General features: G+C 69.9%; 21 protein-coding genes and 3 pseudogenes. 15 read left to right on the top strand and 9 right to left on the bottom strand.

Annotation, left to right across the window (positions count from 1 at the left end; genetic code table 11):
• Positions 1–53 precede the first annotated feature (53 nt).
• Positions 54–437, top strand: a pseudogene (locus ACWDEX_RS16630) (MBL fold metallo-hydrolase RNA specificity domain-containing protein); the annotation flags it as partial.
• A gap of 91 nt (positions 438–528) precedes the next feature.
• Here the strand turns inward: ACWDEX_RS16630 and ACWDEX_RS16625 are convergent.
• Both ACWDEX_RS16625 and ACWDEX_RS16620 read right to left on the bottom strand, forming a co-directional pair.
• Entirely contained in the window at positions 529–1,647 is a 1,119-nt protein-coding gene (locus ACWDEX_RS16625; RefSeq protein WP_450464142.1) for a fatty acid desaturase family protein, read from the bottom strand.
• A gap of 7 nt (positions 1,648–1,654) precedes the next feature.
• A complete protein-coding gene (locus ACWDEX_RS16620; protein WP_450464141.1) occupies positions 1,655–2,710 on the bottom strand; it encodes a ferredoxin reductase in 1,056 nt (351 codons plus the stop codon).
• A gap of 87 nt (positions 2,711–2,797) precedes the next feature.
• On the opposite strand from ACWDEX_RS16620, the gene ACWDEX_RS16615 reads away from it, so the two are divergent.
• From ACWDEX_RS16615 to ACWDEX_RS16595, 5 genes are all read left to right on the top strand, one after another.
• Positions 2,798–3,937 carry a PucR family transcriptional regulator gene (locus ACWDEX_RS16615; RefSeq protein ID WP_450464140.1) on the top strand — a complete coding sequence of 380 codons (1,140 nt, stop codon included), beginning with the start codon at positions 2,798–2,800 and terminating at the stop codon, positions 3,935–3,937.
• A 158-nt stretch (positions 3,938–4,095) separates the two neighbouring features.
• Entirely contained in the window at positions 4,096–5,394 is a 1,299-nt protein-coding gene (gene pcaDC / locus ACWDEX_RS16610) for a bifunctional 3-oxoadipate enol-lactonase/4-carboxymuconolactone decarboxylase PcaDC (protein ID WP_450464139.1), read from the top strand.
• Positions 5,395–5,450: 56 nt separating this feature from the next.
• Positions 5,451–6,086, top strand: coding sequence for an MBL fold metallo-hydrolase (locus tag ACWDEX_RS16605; RefSeq protein WP_450464138.1), 636 nt, complete (start codon positions 5,451–5,453; stop codon positions 6,084–6,086).
• A gap of 66 nt (positions 6,087–6,152) precedes the next feature.
• A complete protein-coding gene (locus ACWDEX_RS16600; protein ID WP_450464137.1) occupies positions 6,153–6,932 on the top strand; it encodes an exodeoxyribonuclease III in 780 nt (259 codons plus the stop codon).
• A gap of 60 nt (positions 6,933–6,992) precedes the next feature.
• On the top strand, positions 6,993–7,433 hold the full coding sequence (locus ACWDEX_RS16595) for a DUF6278 family protein (RefSeq protein ID WP_450464136.1): 441 nt from the start codon (positions 6,993–6,995) through the stop codon (positions 7,431–7,433).
• Between the two features lie 116 nt (positions 7,434–7,549).
• Here the strand turns inward: ACWDEX_RS16595 and ACWDEX_RS16590 are convergent.
• A pseudogene (locus tag ACWDEX_RS16590) lies at positions 7,550–7,921 on the bottom strand (hypothetical protein); the annotation flags it as partial.
• A gap of 363 nt (positions 7,922–8,284) precedes the next feature.
• Between ACWDEX_RS16590 and ACWDEX_RS16585 the strand changes: the two are divergent.
• Positions 8,285–8,500: pseudogene (locus ACWDEX_RS16585) on the top strand (amino acid ABC transporter permease); the annotation flags it as partial.
• 231 nt (positions 8,501–8,731) lie between these two features.
• Here the strand turns inward: ACWDEX_RS16585 and ACWDEX_RS16580 are convergent.
• Positions 8,732–9,496 carry a hypothetical protein gene (locus ACWDEX_RS16580; protein ID WP_450464135.1) on the bottom strand — a complete coding sequence of 255 codons (765 nt, stop codon included), beginning with the start codon at positions 9,494–9,496 and terminating at the stop codon, positions 8,732–8,734.
• A gap of 102 nt (positions 9,497–9,598) precedes the next feature.
• Between ACWDEX_RS16580 and ggt the strand changes: the two genes are divergently transcribed.
• Both ggt and ACWDEX_RS16570 read left to right on the top strand, forming a co-directional pair.
• Positions 9,599–11,440, top strand: a complete 1,842-nt coding sequence (gene ggt / locus ACWDEX_RS16575; protein ID WP_450464134.1) for a gamma-glutamyltransferase — start codon at positions 9,599–9,601, stop codon at positions 11,438–11,440.
• A 21-nt stretch (positions 11,441–11,461) separates the two neighbouring features.
• On the top strand, positions 11,462–12,337 hold the full coding sequence (locus ACWDEX_RS16570) for an MOSC domain-containing protein (RefSeq protein ID WP_450464133.1): 876 nt from the start codon (positions 11,462–11,464) through the stop codon (positions 12,335–12,337).
• Positions 12,338–12,442: 105 nt separating this feature from the next.
• Here ACWDEX_RS16570 and ACWDEX_RS16565 read toward each other — a convergent pair whose 3' ends face one another.
• A complete protein-coding gene (locus ACWDEX_RS16565) occupies positions 12,443–13,501 on the bottom strand; it encodes a hypothetical protein (protein WP_450464132.1) in 1,059 nt (352 codons plus the stop codon).
• A 117-nt stretch (positions 13,502–13,618) separates the two neighbouring features.
• On the opposite strand from ACWDEX_RS16565, the gene ACWDEX_RS16560 reads away from it, so the two are divergent.
• The 3 genes from ACWDEX_RS16560 to ACWDEX_RS16550 all read left to right on the top strand — a co-directional run bounded on the left by ACWDEX_RS16560 (position 13,619) and on the right by ACWDEX_RS16550 (position 16,659).
• Entirely contained in the window at positions 13,619–14,233 is a 615-nt protein-coding gene (locus ACWDEX_RS16560; RefSeq protein ID WP_450464131.1) for a TetR/AcrR family transcriptional regulator, read from the top strand.
• A gap of 93 nt (positions 14,234–14,326) precedes the next feature.
• Complete coding sequence (locus tag ACWDEX_RS16555; protein ID WP_450464130.1) at positions 14,327–15,379, top strand: hypothetical protein; 1,053 nt, start codon at positions 14,327–14,329, stop codon at positions 15,377–15,379.
• Complete coding sequence (locus ACWDEX_RS16550; RefSeq protein WP_450464129.1) at positions 15,376–16,659, top strand: sensor histidine kinase; 1,284 nt, start codon at positions 15,376–15,378, stop codon at positions 16,657–16,659. Before ACWDEX_RS16555 ends, ACWDEX_RS16550 begins: the two co-directional genes overlap by 4 nt.
• Here the strand turns inward: ACWDEX_RS16550 and ACWDEX_RS16545 are convergent.
• Positions 16,643–17,830 carry an IS110 family transposase gene (locus ACWDEX_RS16545; RefSeq protein WP_450464128.1) on the bottom strand — a complete coding sequence of 396 codons (1,188 nt, stop codon included), beginning with the start codon at positions 17,828–17,830 and terminating at the stop codon, positions 16,643–16,645. The genes ACWDEX_RS16550 and ACWDEX_RS16545 overlap by 17 nt on opposite strands.
• A gap of 236 nt (positions 17,831–18,066) precedes the next feature.
• Between ACWDEX_RS16545 and ACWDEX_RS16540 the strand changes: the two genes are divergently transcribed.
• Both ACWDEX_RS16540 and ACWDEX_RS16535 read left to right on the top strand, forming a co-directional pair.
• Entirely contained in the window at positions 18,067–18,747 is a 681-nt protein-coding gene (locus ACWDEX_RS16540) for a response regulator transcription factor (protein WP_450464127.1), read from the top strand.
• Positions 18,748–18,833: 86 nt separating this feature from the next.
• Positions 18,834–18,974 (top strand): hypothetical protein, encoded by a 141-nt coding sequence (locus tag ACWDEX_RS16535; RefSeq protein ID WP_450464126.1) that lies wholly within the window; start codon positions 18,834–18,836, stop codon positions 18,972–18,974.
• 51 nt (positions 18,975–19,025) lie between these two features.
• Here the strand turns inward: ACWDEX_RS16535 and ACWDEX_RS16530 are convergent, their stop codons facing one another.
• The 3 genes from ACWDEX_RS16530 to map form a co-directional block, all read right to left on the bottom strand.
• Positions 19,026–21,641, bottom strand: a complete 2,616-nt coding sequence (locus ACWDEX_RS16530; RefSeq protein ID WP_450464125.1) for an ATP-dependent Clp protease ATP-binding subunit — start codon at positions 21,639–21,641, stop codon at positions 19,026–19,028.
• A gap of 267 nt (positions 21,642–21,908) precedes the next feature.
• The gene (locus tag ACWDEX_RS16525; RefSeq protein WP_450464124.1) at positions 21,909–22,496 is read right to left on the bottom strand and encodes a dihydrofolate reductase family protein; all 588 of its coding nucleotides are present in this window, start codon (positions 22,494–22,496) and stop codon (positions 21,909–21,911) included.
• A gap of 275 nt (positions 22,497–22,771) precedes the next feature.
• The gene (map, locus tag ACWDEX_RS16520; RefSeq protein ID WP_450464123.1) at positions 22,772–23,542 is read right to left on the bottom strand and encodes a type I methionyl aminopeptidase; all 771 of its coding nucleotides are present in this window, start codon (positions 23,540–23,542) and stop codon (positions 22,772–22,774) included.
• A gap of 73 nt (positions 23,543–23,615) precedes the next feature.
• Between map and ACWDEX_RS16515 the strand changes: the two genes are divergently transcribed.
• Positions 23,616–23,867: a helix-turn-helix domain-containing protein gene (locus tag ACWDEX_RS16515; RefSeq protein WP_450464122.1), complete on the top strand. Its 252-nt coding sequence runs from the start codon at positions 23,616–23,618 to the stop codon at positions 23,865–23,867.
• Positions 23,868–23,957: the final 90 nt, after the last annotated feature.

Below are 23,957 nucleotides of genomic sequence, written 5' to 3'. Positions count from 1 at the left end.
GCGGCGCCGTGGTCGCGTGGGACGTGCCGAGCGTCAGGTAGCGGGTGCTGGCGGGTGGAAACGTGGTCCACAAGGGCAACGCCAAGGTGCACGTCTCCGGGCACGCCAGCGCCGACGAACTCGTGTACTGCTACAACATCGTCAAGCCCCGCAACGTCATGCCCGTGCACGGCGAATGGCGCCACCTGCGGGCCAACGCCGACCTGGCCATCCGTACCGGCGTCGACCCCGACCGGGTCGTCATCGCCGAGGACGGCGTCGTCGTCGACCTGGTCGACGGGCGCGCATCCATCCCCGGCAAGGTCCCCGCCGGCAACGTCTACGAGGACGGCATGGAGGTCGGCGGCGCCACCGAAGCATCCCTCAAGGACCGCCTCACCCTCGCCGCCGAAGGCGTGGTCACGGTGGTGGCCATCGTCGACGCCGACACCGGCGCCAGATGACGCATCACGTGGAGTGCGTGGCGATTCTGGAGCCTGCGGACAAGGGCGCCTGACCTCGGGTTCGTGAGCCAGGCGCTTGTAACAATCAGGCGGCAACGAGCTCCTGCTCACGGTCCGGCGTCTTGACCTCGGGCTTCTTGTTCGGCAGCGAGAGCCGGAAGACCTTGCGCCACGCGGAGAACACCTGTTTGGGCAGCGGTCCGGTGACGTACTCCAGCTCGTACTTCTCGAACAGCGCGCGCACCTTCACCGCGACCTCGGCGTACCGGTTGCTCGGCAGGTCCGGGAACAGGTGGTGCTCGATCTGGTGCGACAGGTTGCCGGTCATGAAGTGCATGGCCCTGCTGCCGCTGATGTTCGCCGAGCCCATCATCTGGCGCAGGTACCACTGCCCGCGCGTCTCGCCCTTGATCGACCGGCGCTCGAAGACCTGCACGCCCTCGGGGAAGTGCCCGCACATGATCACCGAATGGGACCAGATGTTGCGGACCAGGTTCGCGGTGAACGTGGCGGCGAGCGTGGTGAGGAACGACGGGCCCGACAGCAGCGGGTGGATCACGTAGTCCTTCAGCACCTGCTTGCGGATCTTGCGGCCCACGGCCTTGGCCCGCGCGCGGAACTCCGGGTTCTTGCGGCGCCGCTTGTGCAGGTTCTTGCCGAGCTCCAGGTCGTACGCTGCGATGCCGTACTCGAAGAAGCAGGCGTTGATGAAGTTCCACAGTGGCTGGCCGAGGTGGAACGGGTGCCACTTCTGGTCCTCGTCGACGCGCATGATGCCGTAGCCGAGGTCGTTGTCCTTGCCGATCACGTTGGTGTACGTGTGGTGCAGCTCGTTGTGCGAGTGCTTCCACTGGTCGGCCGGCGAGACGTGATCCCATTCCCAGGTGGTGGAGTGGATCTTCGGGTCCCGCATCCAGTCCCACTGGCCGTGCAGGATGTTGTGGCCGATCTCCATGTTGTCCATGATCTTCGCCACGGACAGACCGGCGGTGCCGAGCAGCCACGCGGGTGGGAAGATCGAGAACAGCAGCACGCCCCTGCTGACCAATTCGAGCTTGCGCTGCGCCGAGATGACCTTGCGGATGTAGGCGGCGTCTTTCTCGCCGCGTCCGGCGATCACTTCGTCGCGGATCGCGTCCAGCTCGTGGCCGAGCTCCTCGATCTGCTCCGCCGTCAGGTGGGCGGTGGGGTCAATGGCGGTCAAGGTGCTCCTACCGTTCGATGTCGCAGGGGCCCGCCGCGGCGGACACACAGGTCTGGATGAGGACGCCCGGCTCGGCCTCGGTGATCTCGCCGGTGCGCAGGTCGCGGACGGCGCCCGCCTTGAGTGGCGTGACGCAGCCGAAGCAGATGCCCATACGGCACCCGGACGGCATGAGCACGCCGGCCTCCTCGCCGATGTCCAGCAACGGCGTGGCGCCGTCCGCGTCGACGGTCTTGCCGGTGGCGCTGAACGTGACCTCGCCGCCGTCGCCGGCGACGACGATTCTGGGGCGGAAGCGTTCGGTGTGCAGGCGCTCTTGGACGCCGTGCTCGATCCAGTGCTCTTCGGCGGCGTCGAGCAGGCCCGCGGGTCCGCACGCCCAGGTCTCGCGCTCGGCCCAGTCGGGCACGAGTTCGTCGAGATGGGCGATGTCGAGCATGCCGTCTGTGTCGGTGTGCACCTCGGTGAGCCGAAGCTTCTTGGCCGCGACCAGGTCGTGCAGTTCGTTGCGGAAGATCACGTCTTGCGGCTGTGGCGCGCAGTGGACCATGACGACGTCGTCGAACTCGGTGTCGCGCAGCATGCCCATCACGGGCGTGATGCCGCTGCCGGCCGTCAGGTAGAGCACCTTGGCGGGCTTGGCCGGCGGCAGCACGAAGTCACCGGTCGCCTGGTCGAGCTGGATCAGCGTGCCCGGTTTCGCCCTGTGGACCAGGTGGTTGCTGACCTTGCCGTCCGGGATCGATTTCACGGTGATCGTGACGCGGCCGTCCTGGCGGTTCGTCGGCGAGGTGATGGAGTAGGCACGCCACAGGCGTACGCCGTCGACGTCGACCCCGATCCGCACGTACTGACCGGCTGTGTGGCCGCGCCAGCCCCGCCCCGGCCTGATCACGACAGTCGCGGCGTCATCCGTCTCGGGGTGCACGGCCTCGATGCGCCCCCGCAGGTCAGCGCCCGCACGCAGTGGGCTGACCAGGTCGAGGTAGTCCGACGGCAGCAGGGGCGTCGTGACCATCTCCAGCAGTTTCCACGCCCTGCTGCGAAGTGCTGCACTCGTCATGACTCCAGCTTGCTGCGTCTCAGGGCGTAAAGTCCTGACCGTAGGACGTGAATCTGGTGGGTGGAATTGTTCGCAGGGAATAAAAACGTGAGTCGTGTAACCCAGAGGGCCAGCGAACTGGCCCTGGGTGAGACGACGGTCACCGCACTTCGGGCCGCGCTGAAGACCACCGCCGACGAGGTCGTCCAGGCGATCATCGACGAGGTCCCTCCCTACGCCAACGCCCTTTCGGGCAGCATGGGCGGCACCATCCGCCGGGCCGTTCGCACCGCCCTCGGGCACTACCTGGACCTCGCGAGCGGGAACGCCACGGGCGGCGACGGCGGTGACGCGGCCTACGAGCTGGGCCGCGGCGAGGTGCGCGACGGCCGTTCGATGGACGCCCTGCTCAGCGCCTACCGCGTCGGCGCCCGCGTGGCCTGGCGATGCCTGGCAGCGGGCGCCGTGTCCGCAGGTCTGCCCGCCGCCGAGGTCGCCAAGTTCGCCGAGCTGACCTTCGCCTACATCGACGAGCTCTCCGCCGCGAGCGCCGCGGGCCACGCCGACGAACTGGCCGCCCGGGGCAGGGCCCGCGAGCGCCACCTGGAACATCTGGCCCGCGACCTCCTCGCCGGCGCGAGCCCGGACGTGTTGCTGGCCTCTGCTCAACGGGCCGGATGGCAGCCTCCGGATTCGCTGACGGCGGTCCTGCTGCCCGCCGCCCAGGCCCGGCCTGCCTACCGCGCGCTCGACCCGGGCACCCTCGTCCTCGACGATCTGCCGGACGCCACCGGTGTGCTGCTCGTCCCCGATTCCGACCGATCACATCTGGTGCGGCAGCTGACCGACCGCACCGCCGTGGTCGGCCCGGGCCGGCCATGGACTCGTGCGTCCGCCTCGTACGCACGAGCCGTACGCGCGCGCTCCCTCTCCTCTGATATTCGCGACACCGAGGACCACCTGCCCGAGCTGGTGCTGAGCGCCGACGTGGACGCGTTCGCAGACCTGCGTGCCCGAGCCCTCGCACCGTTGCGCACCTTGCCTGTCGCGACCGCACGGCGGCTGGAGGAGACGCTGCGGGCGTGGCTGTTGCACCAGGGCAGGCGGGAGGAGGTGGCGGCGGCGTTGTTCGTCCATCCCCAGACGGTCCGGTACCGGATGTCGCAGCTGCGGGAGCTGTTTCCGGATCTCGCATCGCCGCACCGGGTCCTTGAACTGACGCTGGCGGTCGGTCTTCGGGCCAGTTGACGCGTACTTCGACCGTCCACGAACTCCCGGCGGATGCCGGCATCGTGCTCGGTGTCTACCTGGACGTCCTTGCAGCCGGGACGGTTCGGGCTGGTCAGACCTGTGCAGTCGCAACCCTCGTCATAGGGGCAGTCGTGAGACGTGAGAGGGTCTGGGGCGTGAGTGAGACACCATCGAACACCCTGCAATACCGCTTTGACGGGCCAGAAGACGCTCCGGTCCTGATCCTGGCTCCCTCACTGGGTACCACCTGGCACATGTGGGACCGGCAGGTCCCGGAACTCGCCAAGCAGTGGCGGGTCTTCCGGTTCGACCTGCCCGGCCACGGCGGCGCCCTCGCCCACCCCGCGGGCTCCGTCACCGACCTCACAGCCCGGCTGCTGGCCACTCTCGACGCACTCGGAGTGCAGCGCTTCGGCTACGCGGGTTGCGCGTTGGGCGGTGCCATCGGGGTCGAGCTGGCGCTGCGCCATCCCGAGCGACTGGCCTCGCTCGCGCTGATCGCCGCCTCGCCCCGTTTCGGTACGGCCGACGAGTTCCGGCAGCGCGGTGTGGTCGTCCGGACCAACGGGCTCGACCCGATCGCCAGGATGGCCCCGGACCGCTGGTTCACCGCAGGGTTCGCGGCTGCCCAGCCCGCGATCACCGAGTGGGCCGTGCAGATGGTCCGTACCACCGACCCCGGCTGTTACATCGCGGCCTGCGAGGCGCTCGCCACCTTCGACGTACAGGCCGAACTCGGCCGTATCGGCGTGCCGACCCTCGTCCTCGTGGGTTCCGACGACCAGGTCACCGGTCCCGCCGAGGCGCGCACTCTGGTCGCCGGGATACCGGACGCCCGGCTCGCCGTCGTTCCCGGCGCCTCCCACCTGGTGCCCGTCGAGCAGCCCGCAGCCGTCACCGACCTGCTCGTGCGCCACTTCTCGACCGCCTGGCAGGCGGCGTTCGACTCGACGACCGGCCAGATGGCGGCGATCGTGGCGCCCCCGGTGAAGCCAGTGCTGGCGGCGGCGCCGCTGGTGGCGCCCGTGGCCGAGATCGCCCCCGTCGCCGTCCCGCCCGAGCCCGCGGGCCGGACCGACGCGTACGACGCCGGGATCAAGATCCGTCGCGAGGTACTCGGCGACGCGTACGTCGACCAGGCGCTGGCCTCCGCGGACGAGTTCTCCGGGGAGTTCCAGGAGTTCACCACCCGCTACGCCTGGGGCGAGGTCTGGGGCCGCCCCGGTCTCGACCGGCGCACCCGTAGCTGCATCACGCTCACCGCGCTGGTCGCGGGCGGCCATCTGGACGAACTCGCCTTCCAGACCCGAGCGGCCCTGCGCAACGGACTCACCCCGGACGAGATCAAGGAAGTGCTGCTCCACGCGGCGGTCTACTGCGGCATGCCGGCCGCTACCAGCGCGTTCCGGGTGGCGCAGCAGGTCATCCGGGAGGAGACCACCCCCCAGGAGTGAGCGCCGGCACCATGCTGAACAGGCCCCGGCCGCCCCGGGCGGGGCAGGATGGAGCCATGAAGCTCACGAAGAAGTCGCATGCCTGCATCCGTCTGGCGAAGGACGGACGCACGCTCGTCATCGACCCCGGCACCTTCAGCGAGGAGGACGCCGCCGTCGGTGCGGATGCCATCCTGGTCACGCACGAGCACATGGACCACTTCAGCGAGGAGCGGTTGCGGGCCGGCATGGAGGCCAACCCGGGCGCCGAGATCTGGACCCTCGCCTCCGTCGCGGAGCAGATCTCGGCGACGTACCCGGGCCGAGTGCACACCGTGGGCCACGGTGACGCCTTCACCGCGGCCGGTTTCGACATCCAGGTGCACGGCGAACTGCACGCCGTGATCCATCCGGACATCCCGCGCATCACGAACGTCGGCTTCCTGATCGACGAAGGCAAGGTCTTCCACCCCGGCGACGCGCTCACCGTCCCCGACTGCCCGGTCGAGACGCTGATGCTCCCGGTCATGGCGCCGTGGAGCAAGATCGCCGAGGTGATCGACTACGTCCGCGAGGTCAAGCCGCAGCGCGCGTACGACATCCACGACGCCCTCCTCACGGACCTCGCCCGCCCCATCTACGACAGCCAGATCGGCGCGCTGGGCGGTGCCGAGCACCTGAGGCTGACGCCGGGAGCGTCGGCGCAGGTCTGAGGACGAAGGGCCCGGGGAGACCGAGCCCGGGACGCGTTGTCATCCCTGCCGGGTAGGTTGTGGGACATGCGCATCGCGACCTGGAACGTGAACTCGATCACCGCTCGCCTGCCGAGGCTCCTGGCCTGGCTGGAGAGCAGCGGCACGGACGTTCTGTGCCTGCAGGAGGCCAAGGTGGCCGAGGAGCAGTTCCCCTACGAACAGCTCCGTGACCTGGGCTACGAGGCGGCGGTCCACGCGACCGGCCGGTGGAACGGCGTCGCGGTGCTCTCCCGTGTCGGCCTGGAGGACGTGGTCAAGGGCCTGCCCGGCGATCCCGGTTACGAGGGCGTCCAGGAGCCCCGCGCCCTCTCCGCGACCTGCGGCCCGGTCCGCGTCTGGTCGGTGTACGTGCCGAACGGCCGCGAGGTGGACCACCCGCACTACGCGTACAAGCTCCAGTGGTTCGAGGCCCTGAAGGCGGCCGTGGCGGGCGACGCGGCGGGCAGCCGCCCGTTCGCGGTGCTGGGTGACTACAACGTGGCGCCGACGGACGACGACGTCCACGACGTGGCGGCCTTCGAGGGCGCCACGCACGTCACCCCGGCCGAGCGCGCCGCCCTGGTCTCGCTGCGGGAGACGGGCCTGACGGACGTCGTCCCGCGCCCGCTCAAGTACGACCATCCGTTCACCTACTGGGACTACCGCCAGCTCTGCTTCCCCAAGAACCGCGGTATGCGCATCGACCTGGTGTACGGCAACGAGCCGTTCGCGAAGGCGGTCAAGGACGCGTACGTGGACCGGGAGGAGCGCAAGGGCAAGGGTGCGTCGGACCACGCGCCCGTGGTGGTGGACCTGGAGGTGTAGGGAAGGTTCTCCGCGGTGTCACGGTGGTGCGACCGGTCGCACCGATGACACGCTGGGCACATGAACATCCCTTTCCTGGGCAACTGGCGCAAGAAGCGCGGCGCCGCCTTCGGCGTCGCGGTGTTCTCCGACGGTGACGCCGACGCGACCGCCGTCACCGGACTCCTCTCCGAGTGCGAACTGCTGCGCTCCCAAGCAGAGCAGGTGGGCGTCGAACTCGACGACTCCGCCTCGTCGTTGGAGGCACTCGACCAGCTCCTTCCGCGCTGGCGCGACGACCCGGAGGTGCTGCCCTGGCTCGGGAACGACGCGGGCCTCTACCTGGGCACGGTCATCGTGCGCACGGTTCCGGGAGCCGCCTGGGAGATCTGGCCGAGCGGCCACCCCGTGGTACGGCTGGCCTCAGGCCGCGAGATCGACGTGGTGGTTGACGGCCACACCTGGGCGTCCACGGGTGCCCCCGAACTGTCCCAGGTGTACGCCGAGGTGGCCGAGGTCTGACGACGTCGTCACCGTCCGGCCTCCGCACCTTCGGCACCGTGTGGTTCCCGGTCCTGCGCAACACCGTTCCTAAAGACTGAGCGGGAGTGAGCCCTGTTGCCAGGGCCCGTGCTCAGTCGAACGCTCCGAACGGTGTTGGGTGTTCTGGTCCACCGCGTTCGCTCCGCGTCCGGTCCCGGCGGATCGTGTCCGTGGTCCGGGGATGCGGGGGCGGTTTCCCTCACGCCCCGGGATGCCTGGTCGGGCCTGGACGGTCCGATGCCCGCACCCGTCACTCTGGTGGGTGCGGGGCGGTGCCGTCCTCCCCCAGTGCCTTGAGGGCCTGGGAGGTACCCCCACCGGATCGGGTGTCCCAGGGCGCGCCTGCCGATCGCCACGGCGGCAGCGTCGTGACGAGTGGGCTTTCGGGTTGTTGTGGTGAGCGGTTGTTGCCAGTGCTGGGCGCTGCGCCCACTGGGCGCTGTCGTGATCCAGGCCGGTCGCACAGCGGGCCTTCAGGTCACGGGAGGCCAGGGAGCCGAGCAGCCCACCGACGGCACGCAGCACCGTCTCGTCCTGAGCACTCAGCCCCTTCAGACGGGTACGGACGGCCACCCCCAACGGGCCGGGCACCACGAACGGCGCCGCCACCTCCCGCAACCCGCCCACACCCCACCCCCACCACTGAAGACCCCCATCACCGCACTCAACGAGCACCCGCCCGCACAGGTCACGCACTCGACACAAGAACTCCCATTCCCATCCCCAGAAACGAACGCGCCTGAGCCACAACACTCACTCATGCACACCAGAACGCACTCAAGCGCTGTCAAGCGGCAGCAGTTCACAACCCCCTCACTCTGTCCGCCTGTGAGGAGTTCCGCCACTCCGGGAAGACCATCGCGTCGAACCTCGACTACGATGTGCCGTTCATCCCGGTGATGATGGTGTCTCACCGATCTGCGCCGGGATGTGCGTACCGTTCTCCCTGGTTCGCCGGTCCGGTGACCGGGTGGGAGCGGTGCAGTCCCAAGACCGGGGCCGTGGACGTCGCCGCGGCCGGACCTGGGACACTGCTGCCGGGTGGGGGTTCCCCACGGTCCCGGAACCGTAGGGGGAGGGGAGCAGCAGTCACAGGGCCAGGCCCGGCCGGCGGCAGCCGGAGATCACTGCTCGCGCAGCGGTACGGACGCGTGGAACGCGTCTTCCGCCGCCGGGGAGAAGGTCAGCTGCGCGCCGGACGGGTTGTGCTCGACAGCGCTCGGGGTGACCCGTCGGTGCGTCAGGCGGGGAGCAACGATCGTCGGGCCTGCGTGAATTCAGGTCGCGCGGTGTGAACCCCGCCCGGAGGGGGGCGTCGGGGTCGGCAGTGGTGCCTGTGCCACCCGCGTCACGTCCGAGACGAGCTCGACCACGTCAGGGCCGTACGCCTGTGAGTTGACGACCTTCAGCAGCAGGACGAAGGAGTTGTCGCCGTGCTTGCGGGCCAGCCGCTCGTGGTTGCGGGCGAGATAGCGGGTCGCCGCCTGGTTGGTGATCCCTCGCTGCCCGCAGAAGAGGAACACCGGCCGCGCCTCGGACCGCTCGCCCGCGGTGAGGCGGGCCAGCAGGACGTATTCGGCGACGCCGGACTCCATACGGTAGCGCTCGCTGCCGATCTGGAAGGCGCCGCGGTCCGGGCCAGGTTCCGGGGTGATGTTGACGCGTATGCCGGGCAGCATCGCCGTCATGTGGTCCAGCATGCGCCGGTTCGCGGCGGGACCGCCCACGCAGAACTCGGTGCGTTCACCGAAGCCCTGCTGGACCTTGTCCTGGGTCACCATCTGCAGGTTCGCCCCGCAGTCCTTGATCAGCGCGGCCAGTTCAAGGAGGGCGAACACATCGAAACGGTGGACGGCCGGCTCGGAGGAGGCCGGGTCGCGGCTGACGACGAGCAATGCCTCCGAGTTCTCCGGCAGCCCGAAGAACGCCTGCTTGCGGCGGAGCTTCCGCGTTGACAGGTAGGTGCGGGCGAGCCAGCCCAGTCCGGCGCTGATGCCCGTCGCCACCAAGCCGAGGATGATGTTGCGTACGTCGTCGTTCATGGGGGCGCATGGTAGCTGGCTGTGCGGACCGGTGTTCGAGACACTGACGTGATCATGGCAATGCCGATACGCTGCGCTGACGGTCGTCGACTGGAGGTACGAATGCGTCGCCCTGTCGCACGGAGGATGGCGGTGTTGGCGGTCTCGGCCGCCGTGGTGTCGGTGGGAGCGGCGGCGCCGCCTTCGTCGGCACGGACGCCGACGAAGGTACCTGTGGCCGTCGGCTACGGCGGTGCCGTGGCGAGCGTCGACGCCGATGCCTCCGCTGCCGGAATCGAGGTCCTCAGGAAGGGCGGCAACGCGGTGGACGCGGCCGTCGCCACGGCCGCCGCGCTCGGCGTCACCGAGCCCTACTCCTCCGGTATCGGCGGAGGCGGCTACTTCGTCTACTACGACGCCAAGTCCCGCACGGTGCGCACCATCGACGGCCGCGAGACCGCCCCGCTGACCGCCGACTCCCACCTCTTCGAGGAGAACGGCAAGGCCCTCGCCTTCGCCGACGCCGTCACCAGCGGGTTGAGCGTCGGTACCCCGGGTACGCCCGCCACCTGGCAGAAGGCGCTGGACGAGTGGGGCACCAAGCGGCTGGGCACGGTCCTGAAGCCGGCCGAGCGGCTCGCACGCGACGGGTTCACCGTCGACGACACCTTCCGCTCGCAGACCGCGTCCAACGAGGCCCGCTTCCGCTACTTCCCGGACACCGCCAGACTCTTCCTGCCGAACGGCGAACTCCCGGTCGTCGGCTCGACCCTGAAGAACCCCGACCTCGCCCGCACTTACGAGGAACTGGGCAAGAAGGGCGTCGACGCGATCTACCACGGCGACCTCGGCAAGGACATCGTCTCCACCGTGAACCACCCGCCGGTGGACCCGAATTCGGGCTGGAAAGCGCGCCCGGGCAAGCTGTCCACCCGGGACCTCGCGGCCTATCGGGGGAAGCTCCAGGCACCCACGAAGACCTCCTACCGCGGTCTCGACGTCTACTCCATCGCGCCCTCGTCCTCCGGCGGTACGACCGTCGGTGAGGCGCTCAACATTCTGGAGCGTACCGACCTTTCGAAGGCCAGCGAGGCGCAGTACCTGCATCACTTCATCGAGGCCAGTCGCATCGCGTTCGCGGACCGCGGGCGCTGGGTGGGTGACCCCGCCTTCGAGGACGTGCCGGCCAAGGAACTGCTGTCGCAGAAGTTCGCCGACTCGCGCGCGTGCATGATCAAGGACGACGCGGTGCTGACCAGCCCGCTCGCGCCCGGCGACCCGCGCCATCCGGGGGCCTGCGGCGCCGGGGGCACGGCGGCCCCGACGACGTACGAGGGAGAGAACACCACCCACCTGACGGCCGCCGACAAGTGGGGCAACGTCGTCTCCTACACGCTCACCATCGAGCAGACCGGCGGCAGCGGGATCACCGTCCCGGGCCGTGGCTTCCTGCTCAACAACGAGCTGACGGACTTCTCCTTCACTCCCGCCAACCCGGCCGTCCACGACCCGAACCTGCCGGGCCCGGGCAAGCGTCCGCGCTCCTCGATCTCCCCGACGATCGTCCTCGACAAGCAGGGCCGGCCGGTCGTGGCGCTCGGTTCGCCCGGTGGCGCGACCATCATCACCACCGTGCTGCAGACCCTGACCGGGTTCCTCGACCGGCACCTGCCGCTCGTCGACGCGATCGCCGCGCCGCGTGCCAGCCAGCGCAACGCGGCGAAGACGGAACTCGAACCCGGCCTCTACGACAGCCCTCTGCGCAGTCGACTCGAGGCGATCGGGCACTCCTTCACGCTGAATCCGGAGATCGGCGCGACCACCGGTGTGCAGCGGCTCCCGAACGGCAAGTGGCTGGCCGCGGCCGAGACGGTGCGGCGGGGCGGTGGGTCCGCGATGGTGGTGGATCCGGCAGATGCCGCGTGCGGACAGGGTGACCAGGGAAAGTCGCCGGCCTGTGACTGATTCCCGTGAGGCAGGGGGAACGTGGCGGGAACATTCGCAGTGACCTCCGCGCAGGGCACTGTGACGGCGTTACACCGATATCCGGTGAAGTCCATGCTCGGCGAGGCTCTGGTGTCCGTGGCGGTGACTCGCTCGGGGCTGTTCGGGGACCGGACTCTCGCGGTTCTCGACGAGCAGGGCGCAATCGGGAGTGCCAAGCATCCACGCAAGTGGGGCGCCCTGCTCGGCTGTCGAAGCCGGTTGGCCGATGACGGCACGATCGAGGTCGAGCTGCCGGACGGGGCGATCTGCGCAGTCGGGGATCCCGAGCTGGATGCCCGGCTGTCCAAGCTGCTGGGTCGCCCGGTGCTCGTGTCGGCCGACGCGTCGGCTCACCACACGCTGGAGCGTGCGGTGCCTGAGTACGAAGGCGGCGTCCCGGATGCCGTGCGGCCAACGGCGTTCGTGGACGGGACAGGGGAGCAGATCACCGTCGGCAAGGTCGCGGCGGGTACATTCTTCGACTACGGCAAGGTCCACCTCGTCACCACGTCCTCCCTGGCAAGGCTCCGAGCCGTGTATCCGGCGGGCGATTTCGATCCTCGCCGGTTCCGGCCGAACCTGGTCGTGGACACCGCCGACGCCCCGGACTTCGTCGAGGACACCTGGCAGGACGCACGACTGCGTGTGGGCGAGGCGCTGTTTCGCGTGCTGGTGCCCACGCCCCGCTGCGTGGTCCCCACCCTCGGCCACGACGAGCTGAAGGCCGACCCCGGCATCATGCGTACGATCGCCCGCGAACACCGGACACCCGTCTTCGACCTGGGTCGGCTGGCGTGCCTCGGGGTGTACCTGGACGTCCTCGAACCCGGCACGGTCCGGCTGGGCGACCCGGTCGCACGAGAGGCCGGGGTGTGATCGGGCCGCCTGTACCAGGTGGTGCGGGCATCTCGAGCCCCGCCGCGTCGACCCTGTCGATGTGCTGCGCCTGCACCGAGTGGCGGGGCGCGTCCGGGGCCTGGGCTACATCGTGTCGCACTCGGTCGGACGATCCGGTTCGGTTCCCGCGGGTACGGCTGCGAGCAGTCGACGCCGGGCCCATACGAGCAACGCCATGACGGCCAGCATCAGAACGGTGTTGGCGGCGTACTTGGCGGTGTAGGACACCTGACCCAGGGGCTCGACCACAAAGGACAGGCCACCATTGACCACCAGCGCGGCACCGCCCACGGCCAGCGCGTGAACACGTTTCCACTGTTCCCGAGCCGACCACCACCACAGCAGGCCACCGAGCGAGGCGAGCGTCAACACATCGATGGCGCCGCCCGTCCACGTTGACGGGACGAGCTGGTGGACGGTCAGCAGGACGGCAGCGGTGGCCCCGACCAGCCACGGCGACGGGACCCGTCCGGGCCGGGCCGAGCGGCGACGCGGTATCACGAAGGCGGCCGAAGCCAACGCCAGCACGATCGCGGCAGTGGTGCCCAACTGTCCGGGAGTGGCCGTGAAGTCGCGGGTGAGTTCGTGGGAGAACAGCAAGATCGCCAGGACGTACAGCACGACCGTGAAGCTCATACCGCCCTTGCGTAGCCAAGGCTGGTCCGCAAGGCGAGGGACGCAGGCCTCGACCACCGCGATCGGAGCGGCGTAGCTCCAGATCACATGGCCCGCGATGAAGCTGAGTACCTGGCTGACGCTGATGCCCAGGGCGGGAACGAGGGTGGGCAGCCGTTCCTGATCCCAGGACGGGTCGTCGAAGAAGTCCGGATTGAACAGACACTGCTCGACAAGTCCGGCCTGGAACAAGCCGAATGCGGCGCCCAGCAGCAGGATCGTCGGCCACCCTCGCCCGGTTCGGCGGGTGATCTCGCGGATCATCAGCGCGGCCGTGCCGTAGAGCGGGGCGAGTAAGAGCAGTCCGGTCAGCAGTTCCAGCGGGCGGCCGATGATCTGGTCGTAGCCGATGAGGTACTCGGCGCAGATCGGGGACAGCACCAACAGGGCCGCTGCCGGCGCGAACCTGCGTCCGCGTGGCAGTGAACGTCTCGGGGTGGGGATGGGGGTGGACAGGGCAGGGGGCATGGTTACTCCTTCCCGACCGGATGGGTGGAGTACGACCCTAATCATAAACCGAGTGCTCGGTCTATTAATGAGAGTTGGGTAAGGTGATGGCCCCAGGACCCAGTCAGGAAGGACGCCATGAGGACGGTCGACCCGGCCAAGCACCAGGCACGTCGACAGCACATCCTGGGCGTCGCGGCGGCCCTGTTCGCCGAGAAGGGCTACGAGCGCACCACGACTGCCGAGATCTGCAAGGCCGCGGGCATGAGTGCGGGCAACCTGTTCCACTACTTCCCCAACAAGCGGGCGATCTTTTTCGCCGTGTTCGAGGACGACGGGGAGGACAAGGCCGCACGCCTGGCGCAGGCGCGGGCCGCCGACGACCCGTGGCAAGCGCTGTTGGAGCTCGTCGACTTCCTTGCCGCCCCGGCGGCGGAGCCGCTGGCCCCGCCGCTGGTGATGGAGGCGATGGTGCAGGCGTACCGTGACGCCGAACTCGAAGAACTGCTGAGCCGCGGCAACGCCCAAGAGCACGAGGCGATCGCGGCACTGCTCTCGAAGGCCGCCGACGCCGGTCAGATCGATCCCGGCCTGGACCCGGAGGGCACCGCGACGTGGGTCCTGGCCCTGATCGCCTCGCTCTACACCAGCGCGGCCGCGAGTCCGGGATTCGATCCGACGGAGCAGTTGCCCACCCTCCGCCTCATCCTGCGTCGGTTCCTTCAGGCCGGGACGGTTGACCGACGCGACTGACGGCAGGGCGGACCTGGCTCTCCCCCGTGCGGCGGAGACGGATCGTCACCGTGCACGAGGTGCCGCGGGCAACCCGCGCGGGAGTGTGGTGGCATGACAAAGTCGCTCTTGCCCAAGGTCGTGGCTTCGCCCGAGCAGGGCGATACGCACACCGCCCCCGTCACGCAGCACGTCGCCGGCCTCAGCCGGTTCCGCCGTGTGCTGAGCGTCGTGGCCGTCGTCGCCTGTGCGCCGTACCTGTGCCTGAAGGTCGCCTGGATCGCGGGAAGTCACCTGGGCATCCCGTCCGGCAGCACGCTGCTGGAGCACCGTGTGACGATGGCCGTCGGCAACAGCCTCACCGTGCTCATGGACTCCGCCGTGATCCTGCTGGCGCTGCTGCTGACCCGGCCGTGGGGGCTGCGGGTGCCCGCCTGGACCCTGGTGTTACCGGTGTGGGTGGCCACCGGGTTGCTCGCGCCGATCATGACCGGCTACCCGCTCCACCTGCTCGTGCAGATGCTCGGCGGTACGGCCGACAAGGAGTCCGGGACCGGCCGCAAACCGTTCCTCGACGAGTGGGTTTTCGGGGTCGTCTACACCGGATTCATCGTGCAGGGGCTGGCCCTCGGTGCGCTGTTCCTGCTCTACGCCCGTGACCGCTGGGGGTATGTGTGGCAGGGGCGGATGGGAGAGCTCCCGGCCGGATCGGCCGGCGCGGCGCAGCGGACGTGCGTGGTCACGGCATGTGTCCTTTCCGTGTTCCCCCTCGTGATGCACACGATGTGGGCGTGCGGCGGCGCGGCCGGGCTCAGCACGGGTCGCGCAGCCGACCGGGACACCGACTTCTACCTCCTCGAAGCCACGTACTTCTGCTTCGCCCTGGCCGCCGTCGCCGGAGCCTGTCTGCTCGCCTTCCGGCGCGGTGGCAGGCTGCCGGTGGCGGTGCCGCTCGCACTCGCCTGGCTGGGCTCGGGCGTCCTTGCCTGCTGGGGTGGCTGGATGCTGCTGGCCGCGCTGACCGCCGTGGGGGATCCCGCCGACCGGCCCACAGCGCTGATGAACCTCACCTACGCTGGCCAGATGATCGTCGGTTTCCTCCTGGCCGCCCTGCTGGCCCGCGCCATCGCCGGACGCTCGGCCGGGGACTTGAAGCGGGCGGCATGACAAGGCTTGTTCGGCCGCTGTTCGGCCGTGTGGCGCGCCGCCGCTGGATCCATCTGATCCTGGGCGGCGCGATCGCCATGCCGTACTTCTTCGTCGGCACTGTGATCGTCGGCGCGGTGAGCGGCTCGCCGGACGTGTTCACCTCGTTTCCTCTGCAACTCGCCGCGTTCGCCATCGGCTTGCCGCTCGCCGCGCTCACCTCCCCCTTCCCGCTGACCCGGCCGATGTCGGTGGCGGCGCTGCGCGCGCTGTGCGGTGTGGGCGCCGACGGCCTGGCCGAGGGGCCCGCCCGGACATGGGCCGCGAAGGGGCGTTGCGCAGCCTGGTTCACGCTGCACCTCGGGCTCGGTGGAATCATCTCGGGCATGTCGCTGTCGGTGCCGCCGTTCGCGACGGTGCTGATCGCGCTTCCCGTCTTCCCGGGGCTGAGCGACGCGGGGCTTGCCCTGCCCGGCGCGGCGGACGGACCCTGGACGGCGGTGCTCGCGCCGGTCGCGGGCATCGCGACGCTGGTCGCGCTCGCGGCCTGCGCCGCGGGCTGCGGCGCACTCCTCGCCCGGTGCGCGCCCACCCTGCTCGGGCCCGGCCCCGAGGACCGGCTGGCCGCCGCCGAGGCCCGCGCCGCCGACCTCGCCGTACGCAACCGGCTCGCCCGAGAACTGCACGACTCCGTCGGCCACGCGCTCAGCGCCGTGACCCTCCAGGCGAGCGCCGCCCGCCGGGTCCTCGACACCGACCCGGAGTTCGCGCGCGAGGCGCTCGCCGCGATCGAGGACACCACACGACGTACGGTCGGCGAACTCGACACCGTCCTGGGCGTGTTGCGCGCCGACGACACGCCCGGCAAGGCGCCGGCACCCACGCTCGCGGCCGACCTCGACGGACTGCTGCGCCGCACCCGTGCGGGTGGTCCGCGCATCACGGCCGAGGTGGAGACCGGTCCCGGAACCCTGCCGCCGGTGATCTCCCGCGAGGCCTACCGCATCGTCCAGGAGGGGCTGAGCAACGCGCTGAAGCACGCGGGTGGGCAGGTCCCGGTCGTGCTCCGGATCGTCGCAGTGGACGGCCGTCTGGAGATCACCGTGGAGAACCCGCTGGGAGAGGTGCACGCCGCTCCCGCATCCCGGCCCGGCGGCGGCCACGGACTGCGCGGCATCGCGGACCGCGCCCGGCTGCTGGGCGGCGCCGCGGAGGCGGGGCCGGTCGACGGGGCGTGGCGTCTGTCCGTACGACTGCCGTTGAAAGGACTTCCCAATCGTGTTGTCAAGCCGCAGCCGTGACGGGTGGTGAGCCTTGGTAGCACTGTCCGTCACGGCTCATCGCCCACAGGACGTTGAGCCTGCGGCGTGCGAGAGCGAGCAGGGCTTGCTTGTGGCCCTTGCCCTCGCTTCTCTTCCGCTGGTAGTACGCCTTGGAGGCGGGGCATGCGGTGATGCTGACCATCGCCGAGAGGTACATGCTCCGCAGCAGCGCGCGGTGGTAGCGCCTGGGTCTGCGCAGGTTGCCGCTGACACGGCCGGAGTCCCGGGGTCTTGGGGCCAGGCCGGCGAAGCCGGCCAGGCGGTCGGCGCTGCCGAAGGCGTCCATGTCACCGCCGGTCGCGGCGATGAACTCGGCGCCGAGCTTCGTGCCCATGCCGGGCAGGCTGCGGATCACCTCGGCGTGCGGATGCTCGCGAAACTTGGCCTCGATCAGGGCGTCGAGCTCGGCGATCTCCTCATCGAGGGCCATCACCCCCTTCGCGAGGCGGGCCACCATGGCGGCGGCCAGCGTCTCGCCGGGCAGCGCGGTCTGCTGGGCTTGTGCGGCTTCTACCGCCTTCTTCGCGAGCGCGGCAGCGCCGCGGACCTTGCGGTTCTTCAGCCACGTCTCGATCCGCTTCGCGCCGGCGCGGCGGATCGCGGCAGGGGTCTGGTAGCCGGTCAGCAGCATCACGGGCCCCTTGACCAGGTCCAGCGACCTCTCCAACGCCGGGAAGATCTCCAGCAGTTGAGCGCGAAGGCGGTTGATCTGCCGAGTGCGGTCGAACACCACGTCCGGGCGCCGGTTGGTCAGGGTGCGCAGGCCGACGGCAATCTCGTCTCCGGGCCGCAGGAGGCCGAGGTCGCGGCGGACGCGGGCCTGGTCGGCGATGACGAAGGCGTCCTTCGCGTCGGTCTTGCCCTCGCCCTTGTAGGTGGCCGAGGCTCGGTGGACGGCCAGGCCGGTGAGGTAGGCCATGGGCTGGCTGTGGCTGAGGAGCAGGCGGATCAGCAGCGCGGCGCCGCCGTGGTTGAGGTCGACGGCCCACAGCGCGTCGGTGGATATCCCCAGGACGTCGCCGATGAGTTGGAGCAGCTCGGTCTCGTCGTTCAGGACGCGGCGGGACAGCAGCCGTTCACCGTCCGCGTTGATCACCACGCAGTGGTGGTGTTCCTTGCCGATGTCCACCCCGGCCCAGACCTCGGGCACGTTCCCTCCGCCAGCTCGTCGTCACTTCGATCCCGCAGACGACCTCGCCGACGTTGTCCTACAGCAGCGATCGGAGTCGCGTCTCCCAATTGGCGGTCGAGTCGTCGCGGGGCTCCGGGCGGCCAAGTCCTTTGAGCCTTGCCAACGGCTTCCGCATGACAGCCATACCCAGAACCTCCCGGGCCCTCCGATCTTACGAATGACCAGAGCGACCACTCTTGAAAGGTAGGGCCCGCGTGACCAGTTCACCCCCCATCCGGATCGTGCTCGCCGACGACGAGCGCATGGTCCGCACCGCCTTGCGTGCCATCCTCTCCGCCGAGCCCGGTCTGACGGTCGTCGGCGAGGCGGCGACCGGGGCCGAGGCCGTGTCCGTCACGCGGGAGGTGCGCCCCGACGTGGTCCTCATGGACGTCCGCATGCCCGAGATCGACGGCATACGGGCCACCGAACAGATCCTCGCCACCCTCACCGAGCCGCCCCGGATCGTCGTCGTCACCACCTTCGAGAACGACTCCTACGTCTACGACGCGCTACGCGCCGGAGCCGCGGGCTTCCTGCTGAAACGGGCTGATGCCGACACGCTGGTCCAGTCGGTACGGCTGGTCGCCCGCAGCGACACCCTGCTCTTCCCGTCGGCCGTACGGGCGCTGGCCCAGGAGCACGCGCGCGAGTACGTCGCGCCACCACCCTGGCTGGCACGGCTCACCGACCGTGAGGGCGAGGTGCTGCGGCTGATGTCGGCCGGGCTGACCAACGCGGAGATCGCTCAGCGACTGGGAGTCGGTTCTGCCACAGTGAAGACGCATGTGGCGGCGGTCCTGGCGAAGACCGGCGCCCGGGACCGCACCCAGGCGGTGATCATCGCCTATGAGGCGGGCCTCATGAGACCCCCGAGGCAGAACCGAGTCGGATAGTCACGCGGAAAGCCGGCGGATCCGCCCGGCAGCTATCGGCCGGCGTTGAGCTCGGCGAGGCGGGTACGTACCTCTGCGGCACCGGGGTGGTCGAGCTCATCCAGAATCGCGAGGGCCCGGCCATAGGCGTCAAGGGCGGGGTCTGGGTCACCGGCGGCGTGGTGGAGCGCTTCGGCACTGAGGTGGGGCCGGACACGGCGTCGCCGGTGTCCGGCCCCACCGTGTGACCACTGCGCGGTCGTGAGTGTTCCGGGCGATGGGGGAGCCGCCCGGAACACTCACCCTCCGTTTCCTTCGGGACGGGCCGCCCCCTCACCCGGCTCCACAGGCGCGGCGGCCTCGTCCGGCGCCTCGGTGGCGGGCGGCGGCTGGGTACGGAAGGCGAGCTGCCCGCCCTCCACGTCCACCACGACCCGGCCCTTCTGCACGATCCGGCCGTCCAGAAGCAGCCTGGACAGCTGGTTGTCGACCTCCCGCTGGATGGTGCGGCGCAGCGGCCGGGCACCGTACTCCGGCTGGAAGCCGCGCTGCGCCAGCCAGTCGACGGCCCCCTCGGTGAACGTGACGTCGATGTTCTGCGACTGCAGCCGACGCCGTGTCCGGTCGAGCATCAGGTCCGTGATACGCCGCAGTTGTTCGGCCGTCAGCTGCCGGAAGACCACGATCTCGTCGATGCGGTTGAGGAACTCGGGCCGGAAGTGCTCGCGCAGCGGACGCAGGATCTGATCGCGCCGCGCCTCCTCGTCGGCCTCGGCGCCGCCGGGCCCGAACCCGATGCCCGCCCCGCGCCGGATGATCGCCTCGGAGCCGAGATTGCTCGTCATCACCACGACCGTGCTGGTGAAGTCCACGGTCCGGCCCTGGGCGTCGGTGAGTCGGCCGTCGTCGAGGACCTGCAGCAGGATGTTGAAGACGTCCGGGTGGGCCTTCTCGACCTCGTCAAGCAGCAGCAGCGAGTACGGGTGCCGCCGTACGACCTCGGTGAGCTGTCCGGCCTCCTCGTGACCGACGTATCCGGGCGGCGCGCCCACGAGACGGCTGACGGTGTGCCGCTCCTGGTACTCGCTCATGTCGAGCCGGACCATGCGCTCCTCGCTGCCGAACAGCACCTCCGCGAGCGCGCGTGCCAACTCCGTCTTGCCGACGCCGGTCGGACCGAGGAAGAGGAAACTGCCGATCGGCCGGTCGGGGCTGGACAGCCCGGCGCGCGAGCGCATCACGGCGTCGGCGACCACGCTGACCGCCTCCTCCTGCCCGATGACCCGCTGGTGCAGATGCTCCTCCAGGCCGAGCAGCCGCTTCTTCTCCTCCTCGGTGAGCCGGCTGACCGGGATGCCGGTGAGCCGGGACACCACCTCGGCGATGGCCTCGGCGGTGACCATCAGGTGCTGTCCCTCGTCGGCCTCGGTGTCGCCGGCGGCCTGGCCGATCCGCTCCTTGAGCTCGGTGATGCGGTCCCGTAGCTGTGTGGCCTGCTCGTACTGCTCGTCGGCCACCGCCTGGTCCTTGTCCCGGGTCAGCTGCTCGACCTCGCGCTCCATGGCGCGTACGTCCGTGCCCTTCGTCCGCGCCCGCAGCCGTACCCGGGCCCCGGCCTGGTCGAGCAGGTCGATCGCTTTGTCCGGCAGATGGCGGTCGGTGACGTAGCGGTCGGACAGCTCCACGGCGGCCACCAGCGCCTCGTCGGTGTAGCGGACCTGATGGTGGGCCTCGTAGCGGTCGCGCAGCCCGCGCAGGATCTCGATCGCGTCCGCGACGGTCGGCTCGGGCACCAGGATCGGCTGGAAGCGGCGAGCCAGCGCCGCGTCCTTCTCGATCCGGCGGTACTCCTCCAGTGTGGTGGCGCCCACGATGTGCAGTTCGCCGCGGGCCAGCGCGGGCTTGAGGATGTTGCCCGCGTCCATGGACCCGCCCTCGGTGCCCCCGCCGCCGGCGCCGACGACGGTGTGCAGCTCGTCGATGAAGATGATCAGCTCTCCGGAGTGGGCGCGGATCTCGCCGACGATGTTGTTGAGCCGCTCCTCGAAGTCCCCGCGGTAACGGGTGCCGGCGACCACGCCGGTCAGGTCCAGGGCGACGACCCGGCGGCCGAGGAGGGTGTCGGGCACGTCGCCGTCGGCGATGCGCTGGGCGAGCCCCTCGACGACGGCGGTCTTACCGACGCCTGCGTCGCCGATCAGGACCGGGTTGTTCTTACCGCGGCGGGAGAGCACCTCGATGGTCTGCTCGATCTCCTCGTCCCGCCCGATCACCGGGTCGATACGGCCCTCGCGCGCGAGGTCGGTCAGATCACGGCCGTACTTGTCCAGGGTGGGGGTCGAGGGCGGGCGAGGGCGCTCGGGACGCGCCTGGGCGTGTTCGCCCGCCTCTGCCGGAAGGGAGGGCGGCGCGAAGTGGGCCGAGTGCAGGATGTGCCCCGCGGCGGAATCGGGGTTCGCGGCCAGGGCGGTGAGCACGTGCTCCGGGCCGATGTAGCCGGCGCCGCTCGCCCGGGCCAGTTCGTGTGCGTCCAGCAGGGCACGCTTGACGGCGGGCGTCAGGGTGAGCGAGGACGGCGGCGGCGTCTCACGCGGACCGTGCTGGGCCGGTCCGGTGCGTTGGTCGATCTCCGTCGCCATCGAGTCGGGGTCGGCGCCGGCCCGGCTGAGCAGGCTACGGGTGGGTTCGGCGGACAGCGCCGCGCGCAGCAGGTGCTGGGTGTCGAGGTCGCGGCTGCCGTGCTCGGCGGCATACCGTGCGGCGCCGGCGACCAGCTGCCGGGCCGGCTCGCTGAGCAGTCGTCCGAGATCGATCTGGCGGGGGCCGGGACGCGGCCCGCCGCCGAAGATACGTGAGAAGAACTCTGCGAAGGGGTCCGAGCCGTAGCCCTGCGGACCGTTGAACCCGCTGGTCATGGCAATCCGTTCCGCTGATCGACGTACCGGTGCTACGCGGGTGCCCGGACCGGGCCCGGGGTACACCTGTCCGGACAGGATCCAGACGAGAGGCCCTAGGAGCGCGGCGCCCGTAGACCACGATGGCACGGTCCCCTGCCGGGGGCACCTTCAGGAACGCCTCGTGGCCGGGTGTCGAAGGCCGTCGGCGGCACGGCGGCGCGGATCACGACTGCGCGGACAGCCTGGGGCGAGAAACCCCAGCACCTCCCCTCAGCCGAGCACTAGCTAACGTCGGACTGGGTACCGCAGGTGAAGGGCACGGCGCCCTTGGATGACGATCGGGTCGTCGAGGAGTTGGTGGCCCCGGTCCAGCTTCGTGAAGTAGGGGATCCCCTCGCCGAACAGCACTGGCACGAGGCTGACACATACCTCATCTACCAGACCGAGGTCGAGTGCCTGCCTGGTGATCGTCGCGCTCGCGATAGTGACGTCCTGATCGCCCGCGATTTGTCTGGCCCGGGTGATCGCGGCCTCAACTCCATCGACGAACGTCGTTGTGGGCCACTTCGTGGTGGCGTCCTCAGGCTTGCGATGAGTGACCACGACGACGGGAGCGCCTGCCGGGTGTTTGTCACCCCAACCACGAGCAATGTCGAACAGGCGTCGGCCGGCGACGAGTGCACCGCAGTTGCCGGTCAACTCTCGTAGCGCCTGCGCACTGGCATCGTCGACCTGGAACGAAACGGTCTCATTAGGGTTAGGCACGGTCACCTCCCCCGCTTCGTACCACTCGAACAGTTCCCCGACCTGGTCATTCGGATCTGCAACGAACCCATCCAGCGACATCGTCATGTGAGTGAACACTTTGCCCATCGTGGGCCTCCCTCTGCTTGTCGACTGCACCCGTATCGACCCCTTACGACCGTGAAACTCATCGGCATCGCAACCCCGGTCTGATGTGTGGTGGCAGGACCTCGTGACGGGGCTGCCCTACTGCGGCGTAGCGAAGCCGATGCACAGCTACATCGAGGAGACCTGGTACGACAAGACCCCGGACAGTTACCTCGCCGGCCTCCACCCTTGGGCCTTGATGATCTGGATCAAAGAGCTCACCCGGACCACCATGCGATCACGGCCCAATACACGCCCTAATGCCGCGCCGTCAGGACCCGCGGCCCTGACTCCGTGATCGCCACCGTGTGTTCCGTATGGGCCGCACGGGAGCCGTCGTTGGTGCGGAGGGTCCAGCCGTCGGGGGCCGTGTGGTAGCCGTCCGTGCCGCCCCCGATGAGCATGGGCTCGATGGCCAGGACCATGCCGTGGCGCAGCCGGATGCCGCGGCCCGGTCGGCCCTCGTTCGGAACGGGCGGGTCCTCGTGCATACGACGGCCCACGCCGTGCCCGCCGTAGTCCTCCATGATGCCGTACCCCGCGGCCCTGCACACCGAGCCGATCGCGTGCGCGATGTCCCCGATGCGGTTGCCGACGACGGCCGCCTCGATGCCCGCCGCGAGGGCCCGCTCCGCGGTCTCGACCAGTCGCAGGTCGGCGGCCCGCGCCTGGCCCACGACGAAGCTGATCGCCGAGTCGCCGACCCAGCCCTCCAGTTCGGCGCCGCAGTCGATGGAGACCAGGTCGCCGTCGCGCAGCCGGTAACCGTCCGGGATGCCGTGCACGATCGCGTCGTTGACCGAGGCGCAGATGACCGCGGGGAAGGGGGTCGTGGCGAAGGACGGGCGGTAGCCGAGGAACGGTGAACTCGCACCCGCGTCGCGCAGTACCTCGCGTGCCACCTCGTCGAGTTCGCGCAGGGAGACACCCATGCCCGCGGCGTCCCGCACCGCCGTGAGGGCCCGGCCGACGACCTGCCCGGCCGTGTACATCGCGTCGATCGACGCATCCGTCTTCAGTTCCATCATGCCAATTACTATACCGCCGATCTCCAATTACTATACCGGTGCCCTGTGGGTGGCCCGGTATTAGAATGGGCTCATGGTGCGAACCCCGCTGACCCCCGAAGAGCACGAGCGCGGCGAGCGCCTCGGGCGGCTGCTGCGCGAGGCTCGCGGCACCCGCAGCATGGCGGAAGTAGCCGCGAGCGCCGGAATCTCCGCCGAGACCCTCCGCAAGATCGAGACCGGGCGTGCGCCGACCCCGGCGTTCTTCACGGTCGCGGCGCTGGCGCGGGTGCTCGGGCTGTCCATGGACGAACTCGTCGGACGGTGCGCGCCGGTCGCGGCGTGAGCCGGGCATGCCTGGCGCGATCCCGGCACGGAGGCGTCCGATAACGGGGCCCACGGACCGCGCCCCCTCCCGCGGAGCACAGCGCGTCCG

It is taken from the genome of Streptomyces sp. NPDC001020 (assembly GCF_053599115.1).
The sequence above is the reverse complement of the archived record's forward strand: the minus strand, read 5'-3'. Positions and strand labels throughout refer to the sequence as shown.

Bases quoted from the DNA above. Each gene is read 5' to 3' on its own strand.
- ACWDEX_RS16565 (WP_450464132.1), bottom strand. From the start codon at position 13,501: ATGCCCCCTGCCCTGTCCACCCCCATCCCCACCCCGAGACGTTCACTG.
- ACWDEX_RS16555 (WP_450464130.1), top strand. From the start codon at position 14,327: ATGACAAAGTCGCTCTTGCCCAAGGTCGTGGCTTCGCCCGAGCAGGGC.
- ACWDEX_RS16560 (WP_450464131.1), top strand. From the start codon at position 13,619: ATGAGGACGGTCGACCCGGCCAAGCACCAGGCACGTCGACAGCACATC.
- ACWDEX_RS16600 (WP_450464137.1), top strand. From the start codon at position 6,153: ATGCGCATCGCGACCTGGAACGTGAACTCGATCACCGCTCGCCTGCCG.
- ACWDEX_RS16605 (WP_450464138.1), top strand. From the start codon at position 5,451: ATGAAGCTCACGAAGAAGTCGCATGCCTGCATCCGTCTGGCGAAGGAC.
- ggt (WP_450464134.1), top strand. From the start codon at position 9,599: ATGCGTCGCCCTGTCGCACGGAGGATGGCGGTGTTGGCGGTCTCGGCC.
- ACWDEX_RS16595 (WP_450464136.1), top strand. From the start codon at position 6,993: ATGAACATCCCTTTCCTGGGCAACTGGCGCAAGAAGCGCGGCGCCGCC.
- ACWDEX_RS16620 (WP_450464141.1), bottom strand. From the start codon at position 2,710: ATGACGAGTGCAGCACTTCGCAGCAGGGCGTGGAAACTGCTGGAGATG.
- ACWDEX_RS16530 (WP_450464125.1), bottom strand. From the start codon at position 21,641: ATGACCAGCGGGTTCAACGGTCCGCAGGGCTACGGCTCGGACCCCTTC.
- map (WP_450464123.1), bottom strand. From the start codon at position 23,542: ATGATGGAACTGAAGACGGATGCGTCGATCGACGCGATGTACACGGCC.
- ACWDEX_RS16550 (WP_450464129.1), top strand. From the start codon at position 15,376: ATGACAAGGCTTGTTCGGCCGCTGTTCGGCCGTGTGGCGCGCCGCCGC.
- ACWDEX_RS16515 (WP_450464122.1), top strand. From the start codon at position 23,616: ATGGTGCGAACCCCGCTGACCCCCGAAGAGCACGAGCGCGGCGAGCGC.
- ACWDEX_RS16525 (WP_450464124.1), bottom strand. From the start codon at position 22,496: ATGGGCAAAGTGTTCACTCACATGACGATGTCGCTGGATGGGTTCGTT.
- ACWDEX_RS16580 (WP_450464135.1), bottom strand. From the start codon at position 9,496: ATGAACGACGACGTACGCAACATCATCCTCGGCTTGGTGGCGACGGGC.